Source organism: Methylomonas sp. 2BW1-5-20 (assembly GCF_052474515.1).
In genome coordinates this window covers 2,597,233-2,614,898 of the sequence record NZ_CP184127.1, presented here as the reverse complement: position 1 = coordinate 2,614,898, position 17,666 = coordinate 2,597,233, and the positions used below count along the sequence as shown (strand labels likewise).

Annotated in this window: 15 protein-coding genes; 8 read left to right on the top strand and 7 right to left on the bottom strand. The window is 52.2% G+C overall.

The annotated features are described in order from the left end of the window. Positions 1-38 precede the first annotated feature (38 nt). On the bottom strand, positions 39-2,558 hold the full coding sequence (locus ACH50O_RS11985) for an ExeM/NucH family extracellular endonuclease (protein ID WP_446808028.1): 2,520 nt from the start codon (positions 2,556-2,558) through the stop codon (positions 39-41). Positions 2,559-2,855: 297 nt separating this feature from the next. Beyond that, positions 2,856-3,650: a UDP-2,3-diacylglucosamine diphosphatase gene (locus ACH50O_RS11980; RefSeq protein ID WP_446808027.1), complete on the bottom strand. Its 795-nt coding sequence runs from the start codon at positions 3,648-3,650 to the stop codon at positions 2,856-2,858. 295 nt (positions 3,651-3,945) lie between these two features. On the opposite strand from ACH50O_RS11980, the gene phoU reads away from it, so the two are divergent. From phoU to ACH50O_RS11965, 3 genes are read left to right on the top strand one after another with little or no spacing between them, the layout of a single operon-like run. Then, positions 3,946-4,662: a phosphate signaling complex protein PhoU gene (gene phoU / locus ACH50O_RS11975; RefSeq protein WP_446808026.1), complete on the top strand. Its 717-nt coding sequence runs from the start codon at positions 3,946-3,948 to the stop codon at positions 4,660-4,662. A gap of 51 nt (positions 4,663-4,713) precedes the next feature. Next, a complete protein-coding gene (locus ACH50O_RS11970) occupies positions 4,714-6,648 on the top strand; it encodes a pyruvate kinase (RefSeq protein ID WP_446808025.1) in 1,935 nt (644 codons plus the stop codon). A 20-nt stretch (positions 6,649-6,668) separates the two neighbouring features. Next, entirely contained in the window at positions 6,669-7,025 is a 357-nt protein-coding gene (locus ACH50O_RS11965; RefSeq protein WP_446808024.1) for a hypothetical protein, read from the top strand. A gap of 92 nt (positions 7,026-7,117) precedes the next feature. Here ACH50O_RS11965 and ACH50O_RS11960 read toward each other — a convergent pair whose 3' ends face one another. Beyond that, the gene (locus ACH50O_RS11960; RefSeq protein WP_446808023.1) at positions 7,118-7,891 is read right to left on the bottom strand and encodes a ParA family protein; all 774 of its coding nucleotides are present in this window, start codon (positions 7,889-7,891) and stop codon (positions 7,118-7,120) included. A gap of 58 nt (positions 7,892-7,949) precedes the next feature. After that, a complete protein-coding gene (locus ACH50O_RS11955) occupies positions 7,950-8,438 on the bottom strand; it encodes a zinc ribbon-containing protein (protein ID WP_446812142.1) in 489 nt (162 codons plus the stop codon). Between the two features lie 91 nt (positions 8,439-8,529). Between ACH50O_RS11955 and leuS the strand changes: the two genes are divergently transcribed. The 3 genes from leuS to holA are packed head-to-tail and all read left to right on the top strand — an operon-like array spanning position 8,530 to position 12,669. Then, complete coding sequence (gene leuS / locus ACH50O_RS11950; RefSeq protein ID WP_446808022.1) at positions 8,530-11,118, top strand: leucine--tRNA ligase; 2,589 nt, start codon at positions 8,530-8,532, stop codon at positions 11,116-11,118. Between the two features lie 22 nt (positions 11,119-11,140). Further along, positions 11,141-11,644 carry an LPS-assembly lipoprotein LptE gene (locus ACH50O_RS11945; RefSeq protein ID WP_446808021.1) on the top strand — a complete coding sequence of 168 codons (504 nt, stop codon included), beginning with the start codon at positions 11,141-11,143 and terminating at the stop codon, positions 11,642-11,644. Positions 11,645-11,646: 2 nt separating this feature from the next. After that, a complete protein-coding gene (gene holA / locus ACH50O_RS11940; RefSeq protein WP_446808020.1) occupies positions 11,647-12,669 on the top strand; it encodes a DNA polymerase III subunit delta in 1,023 nt (340 codons plus the stop codon). Positions 12,670-12,742: 73 nt separating this feature from the next. Here holA and pepA read toward each other — a convergent pair whose 3' ends face one another. Next, positions 12,743-13,597 (bottom strand): flocculation-associated PEP-CTERM protein PepA, encoded by an 855-nt coding sequence (gene pepA, locus ACH50O_RS11935; protein ID WP_446808019.1) that lies wholly within the window; start codon positions 13,595-13,597, stop codon positions 12,743-12,745. A 300-nt stretch (positions 13,598-13,897) separates the two neighbouring features. Here pepA and ACH50O_RS11930 point away from each other — a divergent pair, with 300 nt between their 5' ends. After that, positions 13,898-14,071 carry a rubredoxin gene (locus tag ACH50O_RS11930; RefSeq protein WP_446808018.1) on the top strand — a complete coding sequence of 58 codons (174 nt, stop codon included), beginning with the start codon at positions 13,898-13,900 and terminating at the stop codon, positions 14,069-14,071. Between the two features lie 113 nt (positions 14,072-14,184). Here the strand turns inward: ACH50O_RS11930 and ACH50O_RS11925 are convergent, their stop codons facing one another. After that, entirely contained in the window at positions 14,185-15,894 is a 1,710-nt protein-coding gene (locus ACH50O_RS11925; protein WP_446808017.1) for a proline--tRNA ligase, read from the bottom strand. A gap of 163 nt (positions 15,895-16,057) precedes the next feature. Here ACH50O_RS11925 and ACH50O_RS11920 point away from each other — a divergent pair, with 163 nt between their 5' ends. Next, on the top strand, positions 16,058-16,696 hold the full coding sequence (locus ACH50O_RS11920; RefSeq protein ID WP_446808016.1) for a response regulator: 639 nt from the start codon (positions 16,058-16,060) through the stop codon (positions 16,694-16,696). Positions 16,697-16,738: 42 nt separating this feature from the next. Here the strand turns inward: ACH50O_RS11920 and ACH50O_RS11915 are convergent, their stop codons facing one another. Further along, complete coding sequence (locus ACH50O_RS11915; RefSeq protein WP_446808015.1) at positions 16,739-17,644, bottom strand: NAD(P)-dependent methylenetetrahydromethanopterin dehydrogenase; 906 nt, start codon at positions 17,642-17,644, stop codon at positions 16,739-16,741. Positions 17,645-17,666 lie beyond the last annotated feature (22 nt).

Here is a 17,666-nt window from a genome sequence, read left to right as displayed (position 1 = left end):
AAGGCCGCCGGCAAACGGTTTGCCGGCGGCCATCCGGGTTATTGAGCGTTAGCGGAAGCGGTATAGCTGTTGTAATAGCCATACCAGATTCGATAATCGGCGTAAGTCACACAACCGGTCGCATCGTAATCGGCCTCGCGGTTAAAGCCGGCTTTGCCGCTGCATTTGCCGACTTGGGCCTTGATCAGATTGGCGTCGTTATTGTCGACATCGCCGTCGTTATCCAGGTCGCCGGGTACAAACAGCTTGATCAACAGCGGATCGTGGTCGGAGGAACGGTAAGCGTCCGCCGCGTAAAAGCTGTTGATTTGGCCGGTGGTTTTAAACTCGGTGTTGTAATCCAGCGCGCGCGGTTCGTCGGCGTTGATGTGCCATTCGCCGATCCCTTTAACTTGCGGCGCCAATGCGGCGTTGGCCAGGCCGTGATCCAGATAACCGGCCGCGCCATCGAACACATAGCTATAAGCCGCCTGATTGCCCACCAAAGTTTCCAGCAGATTGTGATAGCCGGCGTTTTTCAAGGCAGTGATCGGGTCTTCCTGCGCATAGCTGTTTAGATCGCCGATGATCAGGGCATTGCTGACACCGTTGTGGGTCGGGTCGTTTGCCAGCCAGCTAGCCAAGGCTTGGGCGGCAGCCGTGCGGGTTTGGTTGCAATTGCCCTGGCCGTCGCCGGTATCCGGGTCGTTGACGTCAAGGCAGTCGGAGCCTTTGGATTTAAGATGGTTGACGGCTACCGTCAGCAACTTGTTGGAGGCTTTATCCAAAAAGGTTTGGGCAAGGGTGGGGCGGTTTTTGGTATCGATAAACTGCTGGTTTACCGAGGAATCCAAAATAGCCACCGAGCCTGCTGTCGACACTTTGGCGGGCTTATAGACGATACCAACCGCAATCTCGTCGGTACCGACTTTGCTCAAACCCGGATTGATAAAGGCGTAGGTGCCGGCGCCGGCCAGTTGATTCAAACCGTTCACCAGATCGGCGATGGCGCTGGTGCTGCCGTAACCGTCGTTTTCGATTTCCATCAACCCGATCACATCTGCGTTCAGCGCATGGATGGCCGGAATGATTTTGGCGCGCTGCCGGTTAAATTCCGCGAGCGCATTCGCGCCGCGCGCGGTTGGAAAGCCGCCGCCCAAGCCGTTACCGTTAAAGTAATTCAGCACGTTGAAGCTGGCGACTTTTAAAGAACCCAGGGCCGATAGCGTAGGAGCCGAACTGCGGCCGTTGTCGGCCACAAAGGTCAAAGGCTGAGTCGGTTGCAGGCGGTACACGCCAAAGTCGTAAGCCAACACCCCGGTGGCGCCAACCACCGAATCGCCGCCCCGCAATGGGGTGGCCGCGCTCAAACCCGTCGGTTGCGGGTAAATTACCGGGTCCGGATTTTGGGTATTGGAGCCGTCGTCTACCAGCAATTGGTTTAGCAGGTTTTGCGCGGCAACATCAACGGCGGCTTGGCCGGGCGCCGCAACTTGGGTGGGCGTCAACAAGCGGCCGCCGGAAGATAATAGAAATTCGCCGTAGCGGGCCAGATTGTAGTTTTCAGTAACGGTCAGGGCTTGCGGCAGATGCACCAACATGCCTTCCCAGCGTTCCGGATCGTTGTTGGCGGTATCGAACGGCAGATTGATGTCCACGGCTGCCGGCAAAGCGTTACCGGTTGAACAGACGTCAACCGAGCTGACACTTTCCAGACGGGTCATAGAGAATGTTTCGGTAACGGTGCCGACGATGTGCACTTTATCGCCCACATTGACCGGTATGCCGGATGAGACGAACAAGCCTTCCGACGTGGCCGGATTGGCGTCCGCGCCGCTGATTTGTTGTACGAAAAATCCGTTCAAGTTGCTGCTGCCTTGGAAGTCGGCGCTGACCACGGCTTCCACATGTTGCACACTACCGCTCAACGGGCTAACGCCGCTGCTGCCTTGGATCACGCTAATCAACGTTGCCGGCTGACCGCATTGTGAAGTCGGTGGCGGTGTAACGCCGCCGAAAATTTGTCCGGTATTGCTTGAGCCGAAAGTATTGGCGGCTGCGGCATTCCATGTGAAATCTTCGTAGTTGTTGCCGTTGCCTTTCAATTGCAGCGATTGACCGACCGGGACGCTGTTTTCAGCAACGCCAATGTCTACGCCGACTTTACCGGCGGCAGGTCCGCCGACGGCGGTAAAGCTGCCTTCGTAAGTTAAAAATTGCACGACCGTGCTGCCATTGATCAGGGCAATGCCGTCCGGCGAGCCGTTCTGGATGCCGTCGGCCGGGTAGCTGAAACTTAGCGTACCGAAGCCGTTGCCGGTTTGATCGGCAATGACGCCGCTCAGCGCCTTGGTGTTGTAACTGGCGCCGCCGTTGCCGTTGTACAGTACCAACGACCAGCCGCTGAGGTTGGTCCCGGCCGGGCCGGCTATTTCGATGGCCTCGCCAGTATCGCTGCCGGCATTGTCGTAGTGAATTTCGTTGATGAATACCGGTGTGGCGGCGTGGGCGGAACCCAGGCAGGCCAAAACGCCGATAGCCGCGAACAGCGGGTAACGGCCGATAGTTTTTACGATCATGATTGCTTAATCTCTCTGCTTCGTTGTCTGCAAACAGGCGTCGAGCCTGATCCAACTCGCGGTGAGGAGCGGTCGATAGCCGCGTTTGCGGCTTATCGCCGGAAACGCTGCGAGCCCGTCGGCATTCTGCGGGATAAGCGTTTTTAGAGGGTTAAGATACCGTGACGGTTTAGGGAATGTTTGGTGAAACGTAATACGTGCAACGGCTTGCTTGCCGATCGAGTCAGCCGGGCTCGACAAGCTTTGGAAAAATAGGGGATAGGCTGGCCTTGCCGAGGCTTAGCGGATAAGTCTGTGTCAGCTAAGGCGCGGTAGCTCGGCATTTGCAGAGGGGTTCGGCAGCGGCGTTTCCTGCTTCAGCCATTTGATCAATTCCAGTTTACCGTTCTGATGTTCGACAATGGCTGTGCAACTTTCCACGAAATCGCCGGTATTGACGTACAGGAAGCCTTCGATTTCCTTGATTTCGGCATGATGAATATGCCCGCAAATCACGCCGTCCAGGTTTTCGTTTTTCAGCGTGCGCACGATGCTTTCTTCGTAATCGGAAATAAACTGTACCGCATTCTTGACCTTGAATTTAACGAAGGCAGCCAGTGAGAAATGCGATTGCCGGCCCATGAGTTTGCGGAACATCCGCAAAAACCGGTTGATTTCGATCAGCCAGTCGTAACCCAGACTGCCTATCTTTGCTAGCCATTGGTGGTGTTTGGCGATGGTGTCGTATTCGTCGCCGTGCACGATCAGGAAACGTTTGCCGAGCGCCGTGGTGTGAATATCCGATTTTTTCACGACAATGTCGCCGAACACATAATCGTCGTAGTCCCGGACGTTTTCGTCGTGGTTGCCCGGTACGTAGATGATTTGGGTGCCGTGCCGGGCTTTGCGCAGGATTTTTTGAATGATGGTGTTGTGATCGCGCGGCCAGTACATTTTTTTGGACAAGGCCCAAAAATCGATAATGTCGCCCACCAGGTACAACTTCTCGCTGTCGTTATTTTTCAAAAAATCCAGCAAGGCATCGGCCTGGCACTGCGTGGAGCCTATGTGTAAATCGGAAATCCAGATGGTTCGATAAAAAGCGGTATTCATAAGCAAATGCCAAATAAGGGTATCGGACAGGAGCTATTCTTGTCCGCATTTATGACAGCAGCATGACAAAATAAGCCGGTACCCGCATAGCTTCGCGAACCGATGCGGCTTTATCGGGCTGGAAAACCAATCCGGGCGATTGGCGTTTTGACGGAGGCGAATAAAAATTGTATTTAAAAACAATCGCTAGCGAATCAACTTCGGTGTGTTGCGGGTGTCGTGTCACATTGTTGTAATATGCTTGCTATAGGGTTTGGCAATTACCGAGCGAATTCAATCAGCAAGAGAATGGCCGATGACTAATCAAACAGACACTATGAACAATTTGCATACTTTGCAGGTATACGACGCCGAATTGGGACATATGCATAGCCTGATGCTGGACATGACCGATCTATTGCTTTATCAGTTGGAGCAGGCAATGCGGGCCCTCGATTACGGCGATGCCGAGCTGGCGCAAAAAGTCGTATCCCGGCATAAAAAGGTCAAGCATTTCGAAAGTAAGATCGATAGCGAAGTGTTGAGCGTCATCGCTCGGCATTGTCCGGTGGCCAACGATTTACGGTATGTCATTTCAACCTCTAAAATTGCTGTCGAATTGGAAAAAATCGGTTTGGAGCTTGTGGATTTTGCCAAGTTGATTACGGTGTTGTTCGATCCGAATACCAGCGATCCCAATCAAAAATTGCTAACCGACATCGTTAAAATCGGCGGATACATTAAGTTGGTTTTGGATAAATTGATGGTGGTTTTCGAGAGTCGCGATTCCACTCAAGCATATGAGTTGTTGCAGTGCGACCGGGATTGCGAATCGGAATTGCAGGAAGGCATCAAACACCAATTAGCGTTGGTGTTGCACGATTCGCGCATGATCCGCAGGGCGCTGGATATCATGCAAATGATGAAAGCCTTGGAGCGTTGCGGCGAGCATTGCCGGAATGTGGCCGAGCACGCCATTTTCATGTTGGACGGTATCGATGTGCGGCACGGCGAGCAAAGTAAACTGCAGTAACCGCCCAAGCTGATGCCGGGCAATCGCTAAGCTTGGTTTTAGAGGCTATCTTTGACAACGAATCCCGCGGACACAGACACTTATTTGCAACACGCCGTAGTCGACGGCGTGCTTAGAGAGCTGATGGACATCCGCGCGGAAATGATTGCCGAAACCACAAGCTGTCAATCCCGTATCGATCAGGTTTGGGTCAATAACCGGGATAGCGCTCGAAATCTGCTGCATTATCTTGCGCTACGCCGCCGTGATCTAAGACCCTTGCAATTAAAGCTGGCCGCCTTGGGCTTGTCGTCGCTGGGTCGGGCCGAATCGCATGTGTTGGCAACTATCGACGCGGTTTTGGAAGTTTTGCATCGCTTAACCGGACAGGCCAGGATGCCGCCTACCCAAGAGACGACGGTGGTGGATTTTGCCGCCGGCGAGCGATTGCTGGCCGATCATAGCGATTGTTTGCTGGGAGCGGCCGCAAACGCTCGCGGCGTGCGGATTATGGTCACCATGCCCAGCGAAGCGGCGGAAGACTATTCGCTGATTCACAACTTGCTCGAGCACGGTATGGACTGTATGCGCATCAATTGCGCCCACGATGATCCGACGGCGTGGATGCAAATGATAGCTCATCTGCGGCAAGCCGAGCGCGCCTTGGGCAGAAGCTGCCGCGTCGTGATGGATTTGGCCGGACCCAAGCTGCGGACCGGTCCGCTCGATCCGCGTTTGGCAGTCCTGCGAATTCGTCCGGCTCACGACGACCATGGCCGCCTTATCGCGCCGGCGCGCGTCTGGTTAACCGCCGAGTCCCAGCCAACTGCTCCGCCGTCATCGGCTAACGCCTGCTTGCCATTGCCAACCGAATGGCTATCTCGCTTATGTCTCGGCGAGCAACTGAAATTTACCGATGCCCGCGGTGCAAAGCGCAGTCTGACGGTGGTTGACATCACCGAGCAGGGTTACTGGGCGGAGGCGACTCAAAGCGCTTATATCGTCCCCGGTACGGTTTTGAATCACGAGCGTAAAGTGGCTCATGCCGATGATCGGCAAGCGACGATCAATCTGTTGCCGCAAGCTGAAAATGCCATTTTGCTAAAGCAGGACGATTTATTGATTTTGACGCGCGATCTGGCGCCCGGTCGGCCGGCAACCTATGACAGTAGCGGTCAGGTGCTGACACCGGCGATGATCGGTTGCTCCATTCCAGAGATTTTTGACGATGTCCGAGCCGGAGAGCCGATCTGGTTCGACGACGGCAAGATCGGCGGTGTGATCGATAGGATTGAGTTTGCCCAGGTTCTTATCAGAATTACTCATGTGCGTCCGCGCGGCGAAAAACTGCGGGGCGATAAAGGAATCAATCTGCCAGAGAGTCGGCTCAGGATGGGGGCATTGACGCCAAAGGATATCGAGGACCTGGCTTTTGTGGTCGAAAACGCCGATGTGGTGGAGTTGTCTTTCGCCAATACGGCCCGTGATGTCGATTTGCTGCATGAACATATGGCCCGTCTGGGGGATAGACGGCCGGCTATTGTGCTGAAAATCGAAACCGGACGGGCGTTCGAAAATTTGCCGGCCATGTTGCTGGCTGCGATGCGGGCGCCTTGTTGCGGGGTGATGATTGCTCGCGGCGATTTGGCCGTGGAGTGCGGCTTTGAGCGTCTGGCTGAAGTGCAGGAAGAAATTTTATGGATCTGCGAAGCTGCCCATGTGCCGGTGATATGGGCGACGCAGGTGCTGGAAACCCTCGCCAAGGAAGGAATGCCGTCGCGCGCTGAAATTACCGATGCGGCAATGGGCGACCGGGCGGAGTGTGTGATGATCAATAAGGGGCCGCATGTACTTAGTGCAGTACGCGTGTTGGACGATATTCTCAGGCGGATGCAGCAACATCAAACCAAAAAACGCGCCATGCTTCGCGAACTGCGGCTGGCGCATACTTTGACAACCCGGCAATCTTCGGTCAACGAGTGCACCTTGACCGACATCACTATTTAGTACTTTTTCGGAGGACGGAAATGAACCATGTTTTGCAGTTCCCACTTCAAAACTTTGCTACTTACTGTAACGATTTGCACAAATTAAACCTGGATCCGGGGTATGTGATGTATACCAATCGGCATGCCGGCAAAGATCAACCGGCGGCTAGATTGATATCTCCGAATCACCTGGAGGCCGCATTGGCGCATATCGATGCCCCATCCGACGAAACATTCATGCAGTTAGTACGGCTGGGCGCCTTATTGGATACGGAATGGGATCGCCGAACCGATAATTGGGCCCTGATTTCGTTCGAAGGCTGGGAAGTGTTGCACAATGCATTTTGTCGATTGAACCTCAGGGTTGAGAAATCGATGCTGGAGCTGATTGGCTAAACGTTTAGTGCCGGATTCTTGGTGTGCGGTCTTCCTGGTAAAACAAAAAAGCCGGCATTGCCGGCTTTTTTGTTTTAGTGGTTCTGAAATCGCTATTTGTGAATTTCCAGGTGTAGTGCCCGATATTCTTCTGTTAGCTTGTGGGTCGGAGCGTAATGAATCAAGGGTTGGGCATCGCTGTGCGATTCCCGGACTTTCACAGAGGTGGATATTTTGGTTTCCAGGACCGGCAAACCTTCAGCTATCAATTCATCGACCAGCTGTCTCGGTAAGTTGGCCTGCTTTTGATATTGGTTGACGATGACGCCTTCCACTTCCAGTTTTTCGTTATGATCGGCTTTGACTTCGGCGATGGCGCGCATCAGGGTGTACAGCGCTTCGCGGGCGAAGGTGTCGCAGTCGAATGGAATCAGACATTTTTCGGCGGCGATCAACGCTGATAAACTGTAAAAATTCAGGATAGGCGGGGTGTCGATATAGATTTGATCGAAGCCTTCCAGTTTTTCCAGCGCCTCTTTTAATTTGTAGATTTTATGCCGCGATTCGAGCCGGCTTTGCAAGCCTTCTAAATCGGTATGGGATGGCAACACGTAAAGGTTGGGGAAGGGAGTTTCATGAATCAAACCGTCCAAGCCTTCCTTACCGCCGCCGAATAAGCCCAATCCCAAGCTGTCCTTGAAAAAGTGGGCGATGGTCTTATCGGAATCGGCGACCTTGTTACCCAACAAGTATTGGGTGGAGTTGCCTTGCACATCGAGATCGATCACCAGGGTTTTTTTACCCTCCACGGCGCTGATGGCTGCTAGATTGCAGGTAATGGTAGATTTACCCACGCCGCCTTTCTGATTGAAAATCACCCTGCGCATAATCGCCCTCGATTGCTAATAGATAAAAGCCCGCATTATAAGGTTAAAGCCTGCAATATCAAACGCGTGAGAAACTGTCGCCTTTGCATTCCGGACATGCCGGGATAATGCTGGTGGACTTGAAGGCGATTTGCTTGCCGCAGGCATCGCAGACGAAGGTGCCGGGGCCGGCTACTTCGCCGCTTTTATAAGGATGATATAGCTTTGCCTCCATCTCCAGCGCGGCCAGCTTGACCTTGGTCTTGTCGGCGATGTCGAGGAACGCATCCAATGCGAAGTTTTCGATCAAGTCGATGTCGAATTTCAGCCATTCGGACAACGAATTGTTATCGTTTTCTGGCGCTGGGGCGGTGGCGACATGCTCGACGTCGCGCATCACATAGTCGGCGATTTTATTGATTTCTTCTTGTGTGTGGCCGCCCAACGCGCTGGTTTTTTCCTTGGCTATTTCCAACGCGTCGGCGACGGAATGCAGCGTGTCGTCCAGCGCCTCGTAAAGATGGCCCATCAGATCGTCGTACGCTTTGATCAGTTTGTTTTCGCCCATGGCTGCTCCCAGTGTTGTTTTAATTTTCACGCTTTAGCTTTAAGCGTCTCTAAGGTATTCTAGCGCCTTTTTACAGCAAAAGACGAATAGGATGGAAGAGCATTACAAGCCGTCGGCGATAGAGCAAAAAGTACAGGCCGACTGGGGAAAATCCGGGGTGTTTACTGCGTCGGAAGATACCGGCAAGGAAAAATACTATTGTCTGTCGATGTTTCCTTATCCCAGCGGCAAGCTGCATATGGGCCACGTCCGCAACTATACAATTGGCGACGTGATCAGTCGTTTCCAGCGCATGCAGGGCAAACATGTACTGCAACCCATGGGTTGGGACGCTTTCGGTTTGCCGGCGGAAAACGCGGCGATGCAAAACAAGGTGCATCCGGCCGACTGGACCTATTCCAATATCGATTACATGCGCGACCAGCTGAAACGGCTGGGCTTCGGTTACGACTGGAGCCGCGAACTTGCGACTTGCGATCCGAGCTACTACCGTTGGGAGCAATGGTTTTTCTTGCGTCTACTGGAAAAAGGCCTGGTTTATAAAAAAACCGCGCCGGTCAACTGGTGTCCGCACGACCAAACCGTCCTGGCCAACGAACAAGTTATCGACGGCTGCTGCTGGCGCTGCGATACCCACGTCGAGAAAAAAGAAATTTCGCAGTGGTTCTTAAAAATCACCGCCTATGCCGACGAGTTGTTGACATCGCTGGATAAACTGCCCGGCTGGCCCGAGCAGGTGCGTGCCATGCAGGCCAACTGGATCGGCCGTTCCGAAGGGGTGGAGATGGATTTTGCGGTCGATGGTTTTGATTCGCCGATTCGCATCTATACCACCCGTCCGGATACGGTGATGGGCGTGACTTATGTCGCCGTCGCCGCGGAACATCCGTTGGCCTTGAAAGCGGCGGAAAGCAATGCCGACATCGCAACCTTCATCGAATCCTGCAAGCAGATGGAGACTTCCGAAGCGGCGATGGAAACCATGGAAAAGCGCGGTATCGCGTCCGGTTATAACGCCATTCATCCTTTGACCGGCGAATCCGTGCCGGTATGGATCGCCAACTTTGTATTGATGAGCTACGGCACCGGTGCCGTGATGTCTGTGCCTGCACACGATCAGCGCGATTATGAGTTTGCAAAGAGATATGGCATTGCCATCAAGGAAGTGATTGCCGCTGCCGATGGTGCCGACGACAGCATCGCCGAAAAAGCTTTTACCGATAAAGGCGTGCTAAAGAACTCCAGCGAATTCGATGGATTGAATTTCAAACAAGCTTTTGACGCTATCGCCGCCAAACTGGCCGGTTTGGGCAAGGGCGAGCGCAAAACCAATTTCAGATTGCGAGACTGGGGTGTTTCCCGTCAGCGTTATTGGGGGGCGCCGATTCCGGTGATTTATTGCGACGATTGCGGTACTGTGCCGGTGCCCGACGATCAGTTGCCGGTGACCCTGCCGCGCGATGTGGTGCTGGACGGCTCGCAATCGCCGCTGGGTGCGCATCCGACTTTTCCGTACACGACTTGTCCGAAATGCGGTAAGCTGGCGCGGCGCGAGACTGATACCTTTGATACCTTCATGGAATCGTCCTGGTATTTTGCTCGTTACGCCAGTAAAGACTGCGACACATCGATGCTGGATCAGCGCGCTAATTATTGGCTGCCGGTTGATCATTACATCGGTGGTATCGAGCACGCGATTTTACATCTGCTGTATGCGCGTTTTTTCACCAAGCTGATGCGCGACGAAGGCTTGGTGGCCTGCGATGAGCCGTTCAAGAATTTGCTGACTCAGGGCATGGTGATCGCGGAAACCTTCTATCAGATTGACGATCACGGCCATAAACGCTATTTCAACTTGACTCAGATCGATGTTGAGCGCGACGCCAAGGGCAAGATCATCGGCGCCAAATTGCTGGAAGACGGTTCGCCGGTCACGGTTGGCGCGGTGGAAAAAATGTCGAAGTCGAAAAACAACGGCGTTGATCCGCAAGTGTTGATCGATAAATACGGTGCCGATACGGTGCGGCTCTATACCATGTTCACATCGCCGCCGGACCAATCGCTGGAATGGAATGATGCGGGTGTGGAAGGTGCGTTCCGCTTCCTGAAACGCTTATGGAGGCAAGTCTATCTGCACGTCGAAGCCGGTTCACCGAATCAACCGTTGGACAAAGCGACGCTGAGTGACGATCAGAAGGCCCTGCGCCGCCAGTTACATCAGGCTTTGCAAAAAGTCACCGACGACATGGCGCGCCGCCATACCTTTAACACCGCGATTGCCGCCAACATGGAGTTGGTCAACGCGTTGAATAAATTTGAAGACGATAGCGCCAACGGCAGGGCAACCCGCCAGGAAGTACTGGAAGCCATCGTCTTGATGCTGGCCCCGATTATTCCGCATGCGTCGCAAGCGTTGTGGAATGAATTGGGACACAACGATGATATCGTGGTCGCGGCATGGCCGGCTATTGATGAATCGGCGTTACAACAAGATGCCATCGAGATGGTTGTGCAGGTCAATGGCAAATTGCGCGGGAAATTATCGGTGGCAGCGACGGCTTCCAAAGAACAAGTCGAAGCGCTGGCTTTGGCCGACGAAAACGTGCAGCGTTATCTGGAAGGTAAGCCGGTGAAGAAGCTGATTGTGGTGCCGCAAAAACTGGTGAATATCGTTGTTTAAACGCTGTATTTTCGAGAAACAGATGATGAATCAATGGAGCCGAATGGTCTTGGTAGGGGTGTTGGCGCTGCTGGTCGGCTGCGGATACCACCTGCGCGGCTCGATCGAGATGCCGGAAGTACTAAAAAATATGTATGTTTTTGGCGCTTCCGCACCACTACAAAGCGAAATGCGTTCGATCATGAAAGCCTCGAAAGGCAAGATGGTCGGTTCGCCGAACGATGCCGGCGTGGTGGTAAAAGTACTCAGAGAGGAGATGCGTAGCCGGGTGCTGTCGATTGGTTCCACTGGTAAATCCAGCGAGTCCGAGCTTGAGTATTATCTGCGTTTTCAATTTTTCGATAGTAAGGAAAATGCCCTGATGGACGAGCAAGTTATCGAAATCTCCAGGGAGTTTTTTAACGACCAGACTGCGGTATTGGCGAAGGGTAACGAAGAACAATTGATCCGCAATGAAATCTACAAACAAGTATCTCGGATGATATTGGCTAGGGCCAGGATAGCCATCGATACGCAGAAAAAATAAGTATGCGTTTGAAGCTAGATCAATTGACTGCCGCGTTGCAGAAGGCGCTGGTGCCGGTTTATTTGATTAGTGGGGACGAGCCTTTGCAGCTCGGCGAGGCGGCCGACGACATCCGTCAAGCGGCGCGTCAAGCCGGATATTCCACGCGCGAAGTGATCTCTATCGATACCGGCAACGAATGGCCGCAGTTAACGACTGAAGCCGAGTCGCTATCTATATTTTCCGACAAAAAACTTATCGATTTGCGTTTGCCTTCCGCCAAGCCCGGCTTGGAAGGCAGCAAGGTGCTTAGCGCGTATTGCCAGCGGCCTCCCGAAGACACGGTGTTATTGATTACCGCCGGCAAATTGGAGAGTGCCGCGCAGAAGGCGCAATGGTTTCAAGCTCTGGATAAGCTTGGTGCAATCGTGCAAGTGTGGCCGTTACAAGGTCAGGAGTTGCTGCTTTGGTTACAACGCAGGGCGGAGCGCAAGGGGATGCACTTGGAAAGCGATGCGTTGAAAAGTCTGGCTGCGAGGGTGGAAGGCAATTTACTGGCGGCAGCTCAGGAGATCGAAAAGCTCTATATTTTGCATGGCGCCAGCCGTATCGATAAGAACATGGTTGAAGACGGTGTGGCTGACAGTGCGCGATTCGACGTGTTTAAACTGACGGACGCTTTACTAATGGGTAAAGTAAACCGGGCCGTTAAAATTCTCGCGGGGCTCAGAGCGGAGGGTGTTGCCGCACCGGTCGTGCTTTGGGCGATTAGTCGCGAAGTTAGAATGTTATTTAACGTTAAAGCTGAATTAAAACGCGGCGGGGTTCAGGACCTTGTCTATAAAAAATATCAGATTTGGGATAAGCGCAGGCAACTGGTGCAAGAGGCATTGCATAAGTTGAAAGCCAAGGATTTGCAGGTAATTTTGCAAGCCTGCTCCAACACTGATTGTCAGATTAAAGGCCAGATTGTTGGTGATGAATGGGATGGATTGTTTGGGATTTGTTTGTTGTTCACGAAGGCCGAGGCGCCATCACTATCTTAATTGTCCCCATAAACAATGAATACCGCTCAAGTTTAGCTTGAGCGGTATAATACGAGCGCCACTGGAAAAATGTTTACGCCGCTATTTTTTTACGTAAGCTCGCGCCGAAAAAGCCAACTAAGCCTGTACCGAACAGCCACGCTGCCGCAGGAACAGGAACGGCAGTTAATTGTAAGTTGCCGTCGGCTGCGAATAGCTCTCCGCCGACCTTACTTTCACCTAGCACGCTGTTGACTCCAGATAATAACGACACGCCTTTGGTTTTAATCGTAAATATAGCGTCTCCGCCTCCTATGGTGTCGGGCGAATAGACGTTATGGTCATAGCCGCCGAATGCACCGGAAAAATTGAGGCTTAATTCTTCGAAACCCGAACCGGTGTTAGCGCCGGACACTTTAACACTGCCTTCACCACCGGCAATGTTGCCGAATAGAATCGGTGCCCAAGCTTCTTCAAATCCGCTGTCGGAGGCGAAATTGTAATCAGGTGTTGTGTCGAAATATAGGCCTACACTCCCACCCGTTATTTGGAATGTGTTAGTGGATCCGCTAATGTTATAAGTGCCGGTGAACCTTGATATTGCTGTCAACTCATACCCTGAGCCTATGCCGGTAGAATTTAAATTGGGCGATAGAGCGGTGACAAAATCCAAGGAATGCCCAACTACAGCAGACTGATACCAACCGGTAATCGAGCCGGTGGTCGCGCTGGATTGGGTAAACTTAATTAAGGAAACGCCCAATCCGAAGTCATAGGTATCAAATGGGCCAACGACATCTTCGTCTAAGCCACTCGCTGTCGGTGCTGCCGTGTAATCCGCTGTGCCCACCCAGGTAGTGGCCGCGAATGCGACAGGTGTGGACATAATTAAGCCCGCCGTTACTAGTGCGCTTCGCTTCAAGCTACTTTTAAAAATATGCGTTTTCATTTTGGAACCTCTAAAAAGTAAAAAATTTCAATCCCCCTTGTGATCTTTTATACCCGGTTTCGTCGAGTAGTTCAAATTACAATTCAATTACATCTTATCCAGAATGTTGTGTTTTCGGCATAACGGCACCTGAGCTTATAAAGTTAGACAGGTTTGCGGGTAAGTTTTAAAAAATAGGTTGAGCTTAAGGCTCGGTCCGTATTGCTGATACCTTCCAAGATTCGTGGTTTTTTAACACTGGAGCATAGGCTACAATTCCGCCGCTTTGTTTAAACCATCATTACAATCGAGGATCAAGAAATGGCAGAATATAGAAAATACAAATGCAAGACTTGTGGACATATCTATGACGAGCAGTTGGGCGATCCAAGACAAGGGGTTGCGCCAGGTACTCGGTGGGAAGATGTGCCGGAGGATTGGGGATGCCCAAAATGCGGTGCGACCAAGGCGATGTTCACACTAATGAAATCCTAAACGCGTACCGGTTTAGCGTTGTTTTTTATTGTGGGTTTAAGTTAGTTCGATCAGCGAATGGAGTCGAAGCCGGTATTCGCTTCGACTCCATTCGGTCGGCGGTAAATAAGTGCCTAGCTCAATTTATTTTTGATAAATTCGACAATATCTCCAAACGCGACGTCCTGACTTTCTTTATCCAGGCGGCCCTGATATTCGACGGTACCGCTGTCCAAGCCGCGGTCCCCGAGCACAATTCTATGTGGGATGCCGATTAATTCCATGTCGGAGAACATGAAGCCGGCGCGAACTTTTCTATCGTCTAATAATACTTCGATACCCGCATCCAATAATTCACGATAGATTTTTTCGACCGTATCTATCAAGCGATCAGATTTATGCATATTCATCGGACAGAGAGCAACCTGGAACGGCGCTAACTCGTTAGGCCAGATAATGCCGCGTTCGTCGTGGCCTTGTTCTATCGCGGCCGCGACTACTCGCGAGATACCTATGCCGTAACAACCCATGATCATGATCTGATTTTTGCCGGCTTCGTTGACAATGGAGGCGTTCATCGATTCGCTGTATTTCGTGCCGAGCTGGAAAATATGCCCAACTTCGATGCCTCTGGCAATTGTAATTTGTCCCTTGCCGTCCGGACTCGGATCGCCTTCGACCACCATGCGTAAGTCGGCGATTTGATCCGGTAAGGCAAGGTCGCGTTCCCAGTTGACGCCTTGATAGTGTTTGCCGTCTTGATTGGCGCCGCATATAAAGTCCGACATTAGTGCCGCGCTGCGGTCGGCAACTATTTTTATACTCAGATCGATCGGCCCTATCGATCCGGGTTTGCAGCGGCAGGTGCTCAGAATTTCCTCATCGCTGGCAAATTGCAGTGGCGACAGTACGCCGTCGATTTTTTCGGCTTTAATCGGGTTTAATTCGTGATCGCCGCGGAGTAGCAGCGCGACTAAGCTTTCGTTTTCGCCTCTGACGATTAAAGTTTTTAGACACTGTGTCGCGCCGACTTTAAAAAATTTGCTGACGTCTTCGATGCTGTGCTGATTCGGCGTATCAACCAACGCTTTGGCTTGTGTCGGCGCGGCGCAGCTGCCCTCAGGTGTTAAGGCTTCGGCTTTTTCCACATTAGCGGCGTATTCGCTGGCGGTGGAAAAGGCTATTGCATCTTCGCCGGAGTCGGCCAGTACATGAAATTCGTGGGAAACAGCGCCGCCTATCGAGCCCGAGTCGGCGATCACAGCTCGAAATTTCAAGCCGAAACGGTTGAAAATATTGGTGTAGGCTTGATACATCACATCGTAGGTCGCTTGCAGCGATTCTTGGTCGAGGTGAAATGAGTAGGCGTCTTTCATCACAAACTCGCGCGAGCGCATCACGCCGAAGCGCGGACGGATTTCGTCCCGGAATTTGCTCTGAATCTGATAATAAGTGATTGGCAGTTGCTTATAGCTTTTCAACTCATGGCGGGCGAGATCCGTGATGATTTCCTCGTGAGTTGGGCCCAGGCAAAATTCGCGGTCGTGACGGTCTTTCAGTCGCGCCAATTCCGGCCCGTATTTTTCCCAGCGGCCGGTTTCCTGCCACAATTCGGCGGGTTGCAGGGCAGGCATCAACACCTCCAACGCCCCCGCCTTATTCATTTCCGCGCGAACGATGTGCTCCACTTTGCGCAATACCCGCAGACCCAGCGGCAGCCAGGTATAGACCCCGGCGGCGAGTTTGCGAATCAAACCGGCGCGTATCATTAGCTTATGGCTGGCTATTTCAGCATCGGCAGGTATTTCTTTTACGGTGCTAAGTGGAAATTGGGAAGTGCGCATATTGGCCCTGAAGTTCGTTTATCAAAACCGCTATTTTAACGGCTAAACGCTAAAACCACGAATCAACAACGCAATTTGGATCTATCCTACTGTTTTTTAACGTTGCTGTTGTGCATGAAATTTGGGAAACTTGATAGGATAAAAGATTCCGGAAAAGGAAGTTATGATTAAAGTATTGCTGGTTGATGATCACGAGTTAGTCAGAAGCGGTATCGAGGCGTTATTGGCTGCGGAAAAGGATATCGCAGTAGTCGCCGTGTGCAATTGCGGAGAAGACGCTTTACGAATTGTGGAGAATGAGCCGCCGGATGTGATTCTGATGGATATTAATATGCCAGGTATCGGGGGGGTTGAAGCCTGTCGACGCATGCTGCAGTCGAAGCCGGCGATTAAAATCATTGCGTTATCGGTGCATAACGATGGACCAATACCACAGCAGTTATTGAAGTTGGGTGTAGTAGGTTTTGTATCCAAGGCCTCGCCGGTCAGCGAAATGGTAGCTGCGATTAAGACCGTGATTTCCGGCAAGCGCTATTTATGTCAAGACGTGGCCAGCAATTTGGCGTTTCAATTTTTGCCGGGTGCCGATGTCTCGCCATTTCTGCAGCTATCGCAGCGTGAGGCTGAGGTTGTGCGTTTGATTTTGAATGGAAAAAGCATTCAGGAAATGTCGGAGGCCTTAGTGCTCAGCGATAAGACCATCAATACTTACCGCTATCGAGTGTACCGCAAGCTTAATATCAAAAACGATGTCGAATTAACGCGTTTGGCTGTCAAATTCAATTATCTCGATGCAATGTGAGAACAAGGTTGTACGTTTGAATAGCGTACAACCTTGAATTGTTCACACCAGCGTGCGGGCTTTAGTAAAGGCTTCGCGAAAATCCAGGAATACAGGTTGTTCGGTTTCCAGCATGAGTTTTAATAACTCGTGCTGTAACTGATATTTGATGTTGCCGACAGCCAGAGCGCCGACGCCGACAGCGTTAGTCGATTGAACGACCAAGGCTAGTGGCGTGGCTGAATCGTTAAGCCCTATACCTTCGATGCCCGATGGCGGTACGGCATTAACGTCACCGGCAACTTTTAGCTGCTTGGCTTGCGTCAGTACGGCGGCATTAACGACACGGATACCTGCCTTTGCGGTACAGAACACGATGTCGGCATCGGCGATTAGCGCGGCTTTTTCCTCATCGTTGCGCGCAGCGTCACCGGTCATATTGGCACCGAAACGCCGGTTGTATTGTTTAGCGGCGTCCTTGGCGGAATCAACCGATAGGTGATCCACCAGGATAGTCTTGGCGCCTTGCAAGGACGCGATGACGCCGGTGGCTATACCGACTGGGCCGGTGCCGCCGAACACTACCGCTTTACATCCTTTCAGTTCCTGGCCGTGATTTTCTTTCAGCGCTTTTTCGACGCAAGCTACCAGTGCAGCTGCTGTGGTGCAGGCACCGCTAGGGTCGGCAAATACCGAGACCTGAAACGGTGGCACCATGGCTGGCTTGGTGGCCTGCAGCATATCGATAGCCATACCCATATCCCGACCACCGATGAAAATTGCCGTTTTTTTGCTGGCTGCCGGGCTGCGCGAAAAAATCGCGTCCTGAGTCAAATTGTGAATGCTCTCCAGTTTGACATTGGAGTAGGGCATGAGCACATCAAAACCGGCATCGAGTGCCATGTTAATGTCAAACGGACTGTTGTTTGGCATCGGGTCGAACATGTGGAGTATGCTGCGTTTTGCCATTTTTACCTTACCCTCTGTGATA

What these genes read in the sequence shown, in the direction of transcription:
- ACH50O_RS11985 (WP_446808028.1), bottom strand. Translation starts at nt 2,558, where the DNA reads ATGATCGTAAAAACTATCGGCCGTTACCCGCTGTTCGCGGCTATCGGC.
- ACH50O_RS11980 (WP_446808027.1), bottom strand. Translation starts at nt 3,650, where the DNA reads ATGAATACCGCTTTTTATCGAACCATCTGGATTTCCGATTTACACATA.
- phoU (WP_446808026.1), top strand. Translation starts at nt 3,946, where the DNA reads ATGACTAATCAAACAGACACTATGAACAATTTGCATACTTTGCAGGTA.
- ACH50O_RS11965 (WP_446808024.1), top strand. Translation starts at nt 6,669, where the DNA reads ATGAACCATGTTTTGCAGTTCCCACTTCAAAACTTTGCTACTTACTGT.
- ACH50O_RS11960 (WP_446808023.1), bottom strand. Translation starts at nt 7,891, where the DNA reads ATGCGCAGGGTGATTTTCAATCAGAAAGGCGGCGTGGGTAAATCTACC.
- ACH50O_RS11955 (WP_446812142.1), bottom strand. Translation starts at nt 8,438, where the DNA reads ATGGGCGAAAACAAACTGATCAAAGCGTACGACGATCTGATGGGCCAT.
- leuS (WP_446808022.1), top strand. Translation starts at nt 8,530, where the DNA reads ATGGAAGAGCATTACAAGCCGTCGGCGATAGAGCAAAAAGTACAGGCC.
- ACH50O_RS11945 (WP_446808021.1), top strand. Translation starts at nt 11,141, where the DNA reads ATGATGAATCAATGGAGCCGAATGGTCTTGGTAGGGGTGTTGGCGCTG.
- holA (WP_446808020.1), top strand. Translation starts at nt 11,647, where the DNA reads ATGCGTTTGAAGCTAGATCAATTGACTGCCGCGTTGCAGAAGGCGCTG.
- pepA (WP_446808019.1), bottom strand. Translation starts at nt 13,597, where the DNA reads ATGAAAACGCATATTTTTAAAAGTAGCTTGAAGCGAAGCGCACTAGTA.
- ACH50O_RS11930 (WP_446808018.1), top strand. Translation starts at nt 13,898, where the DNA reads ATGGCAGAATATAGAAAATACAAATGCAAGACTTGTGGACATATCTAT.
- ACH50O_RS11925 (WP_446808017.1), bottom strand. Translation starts at nt 15,894, where the DNA reads ATGCGCACTTCCCAATTTCCACTTAGCACCGTAAAAGAAATACCTGCC.
- ACH50O_RS11920 (WP_446808016.1), top strand. Translation starts at nt 16,058, where the DNA reads ATGATTAAAGTATTGCTGGTTGATGATCACGAGTTAGTCAGAAGCGGT.
- ACH50O_RS11915 (WP_446808015.1), bottom strand. Translation starts at nt 17,644, where the DNA reads ATGGCAAAACGCAGCATACTCCACATGTTCGACCCGATGCCAAACAAC.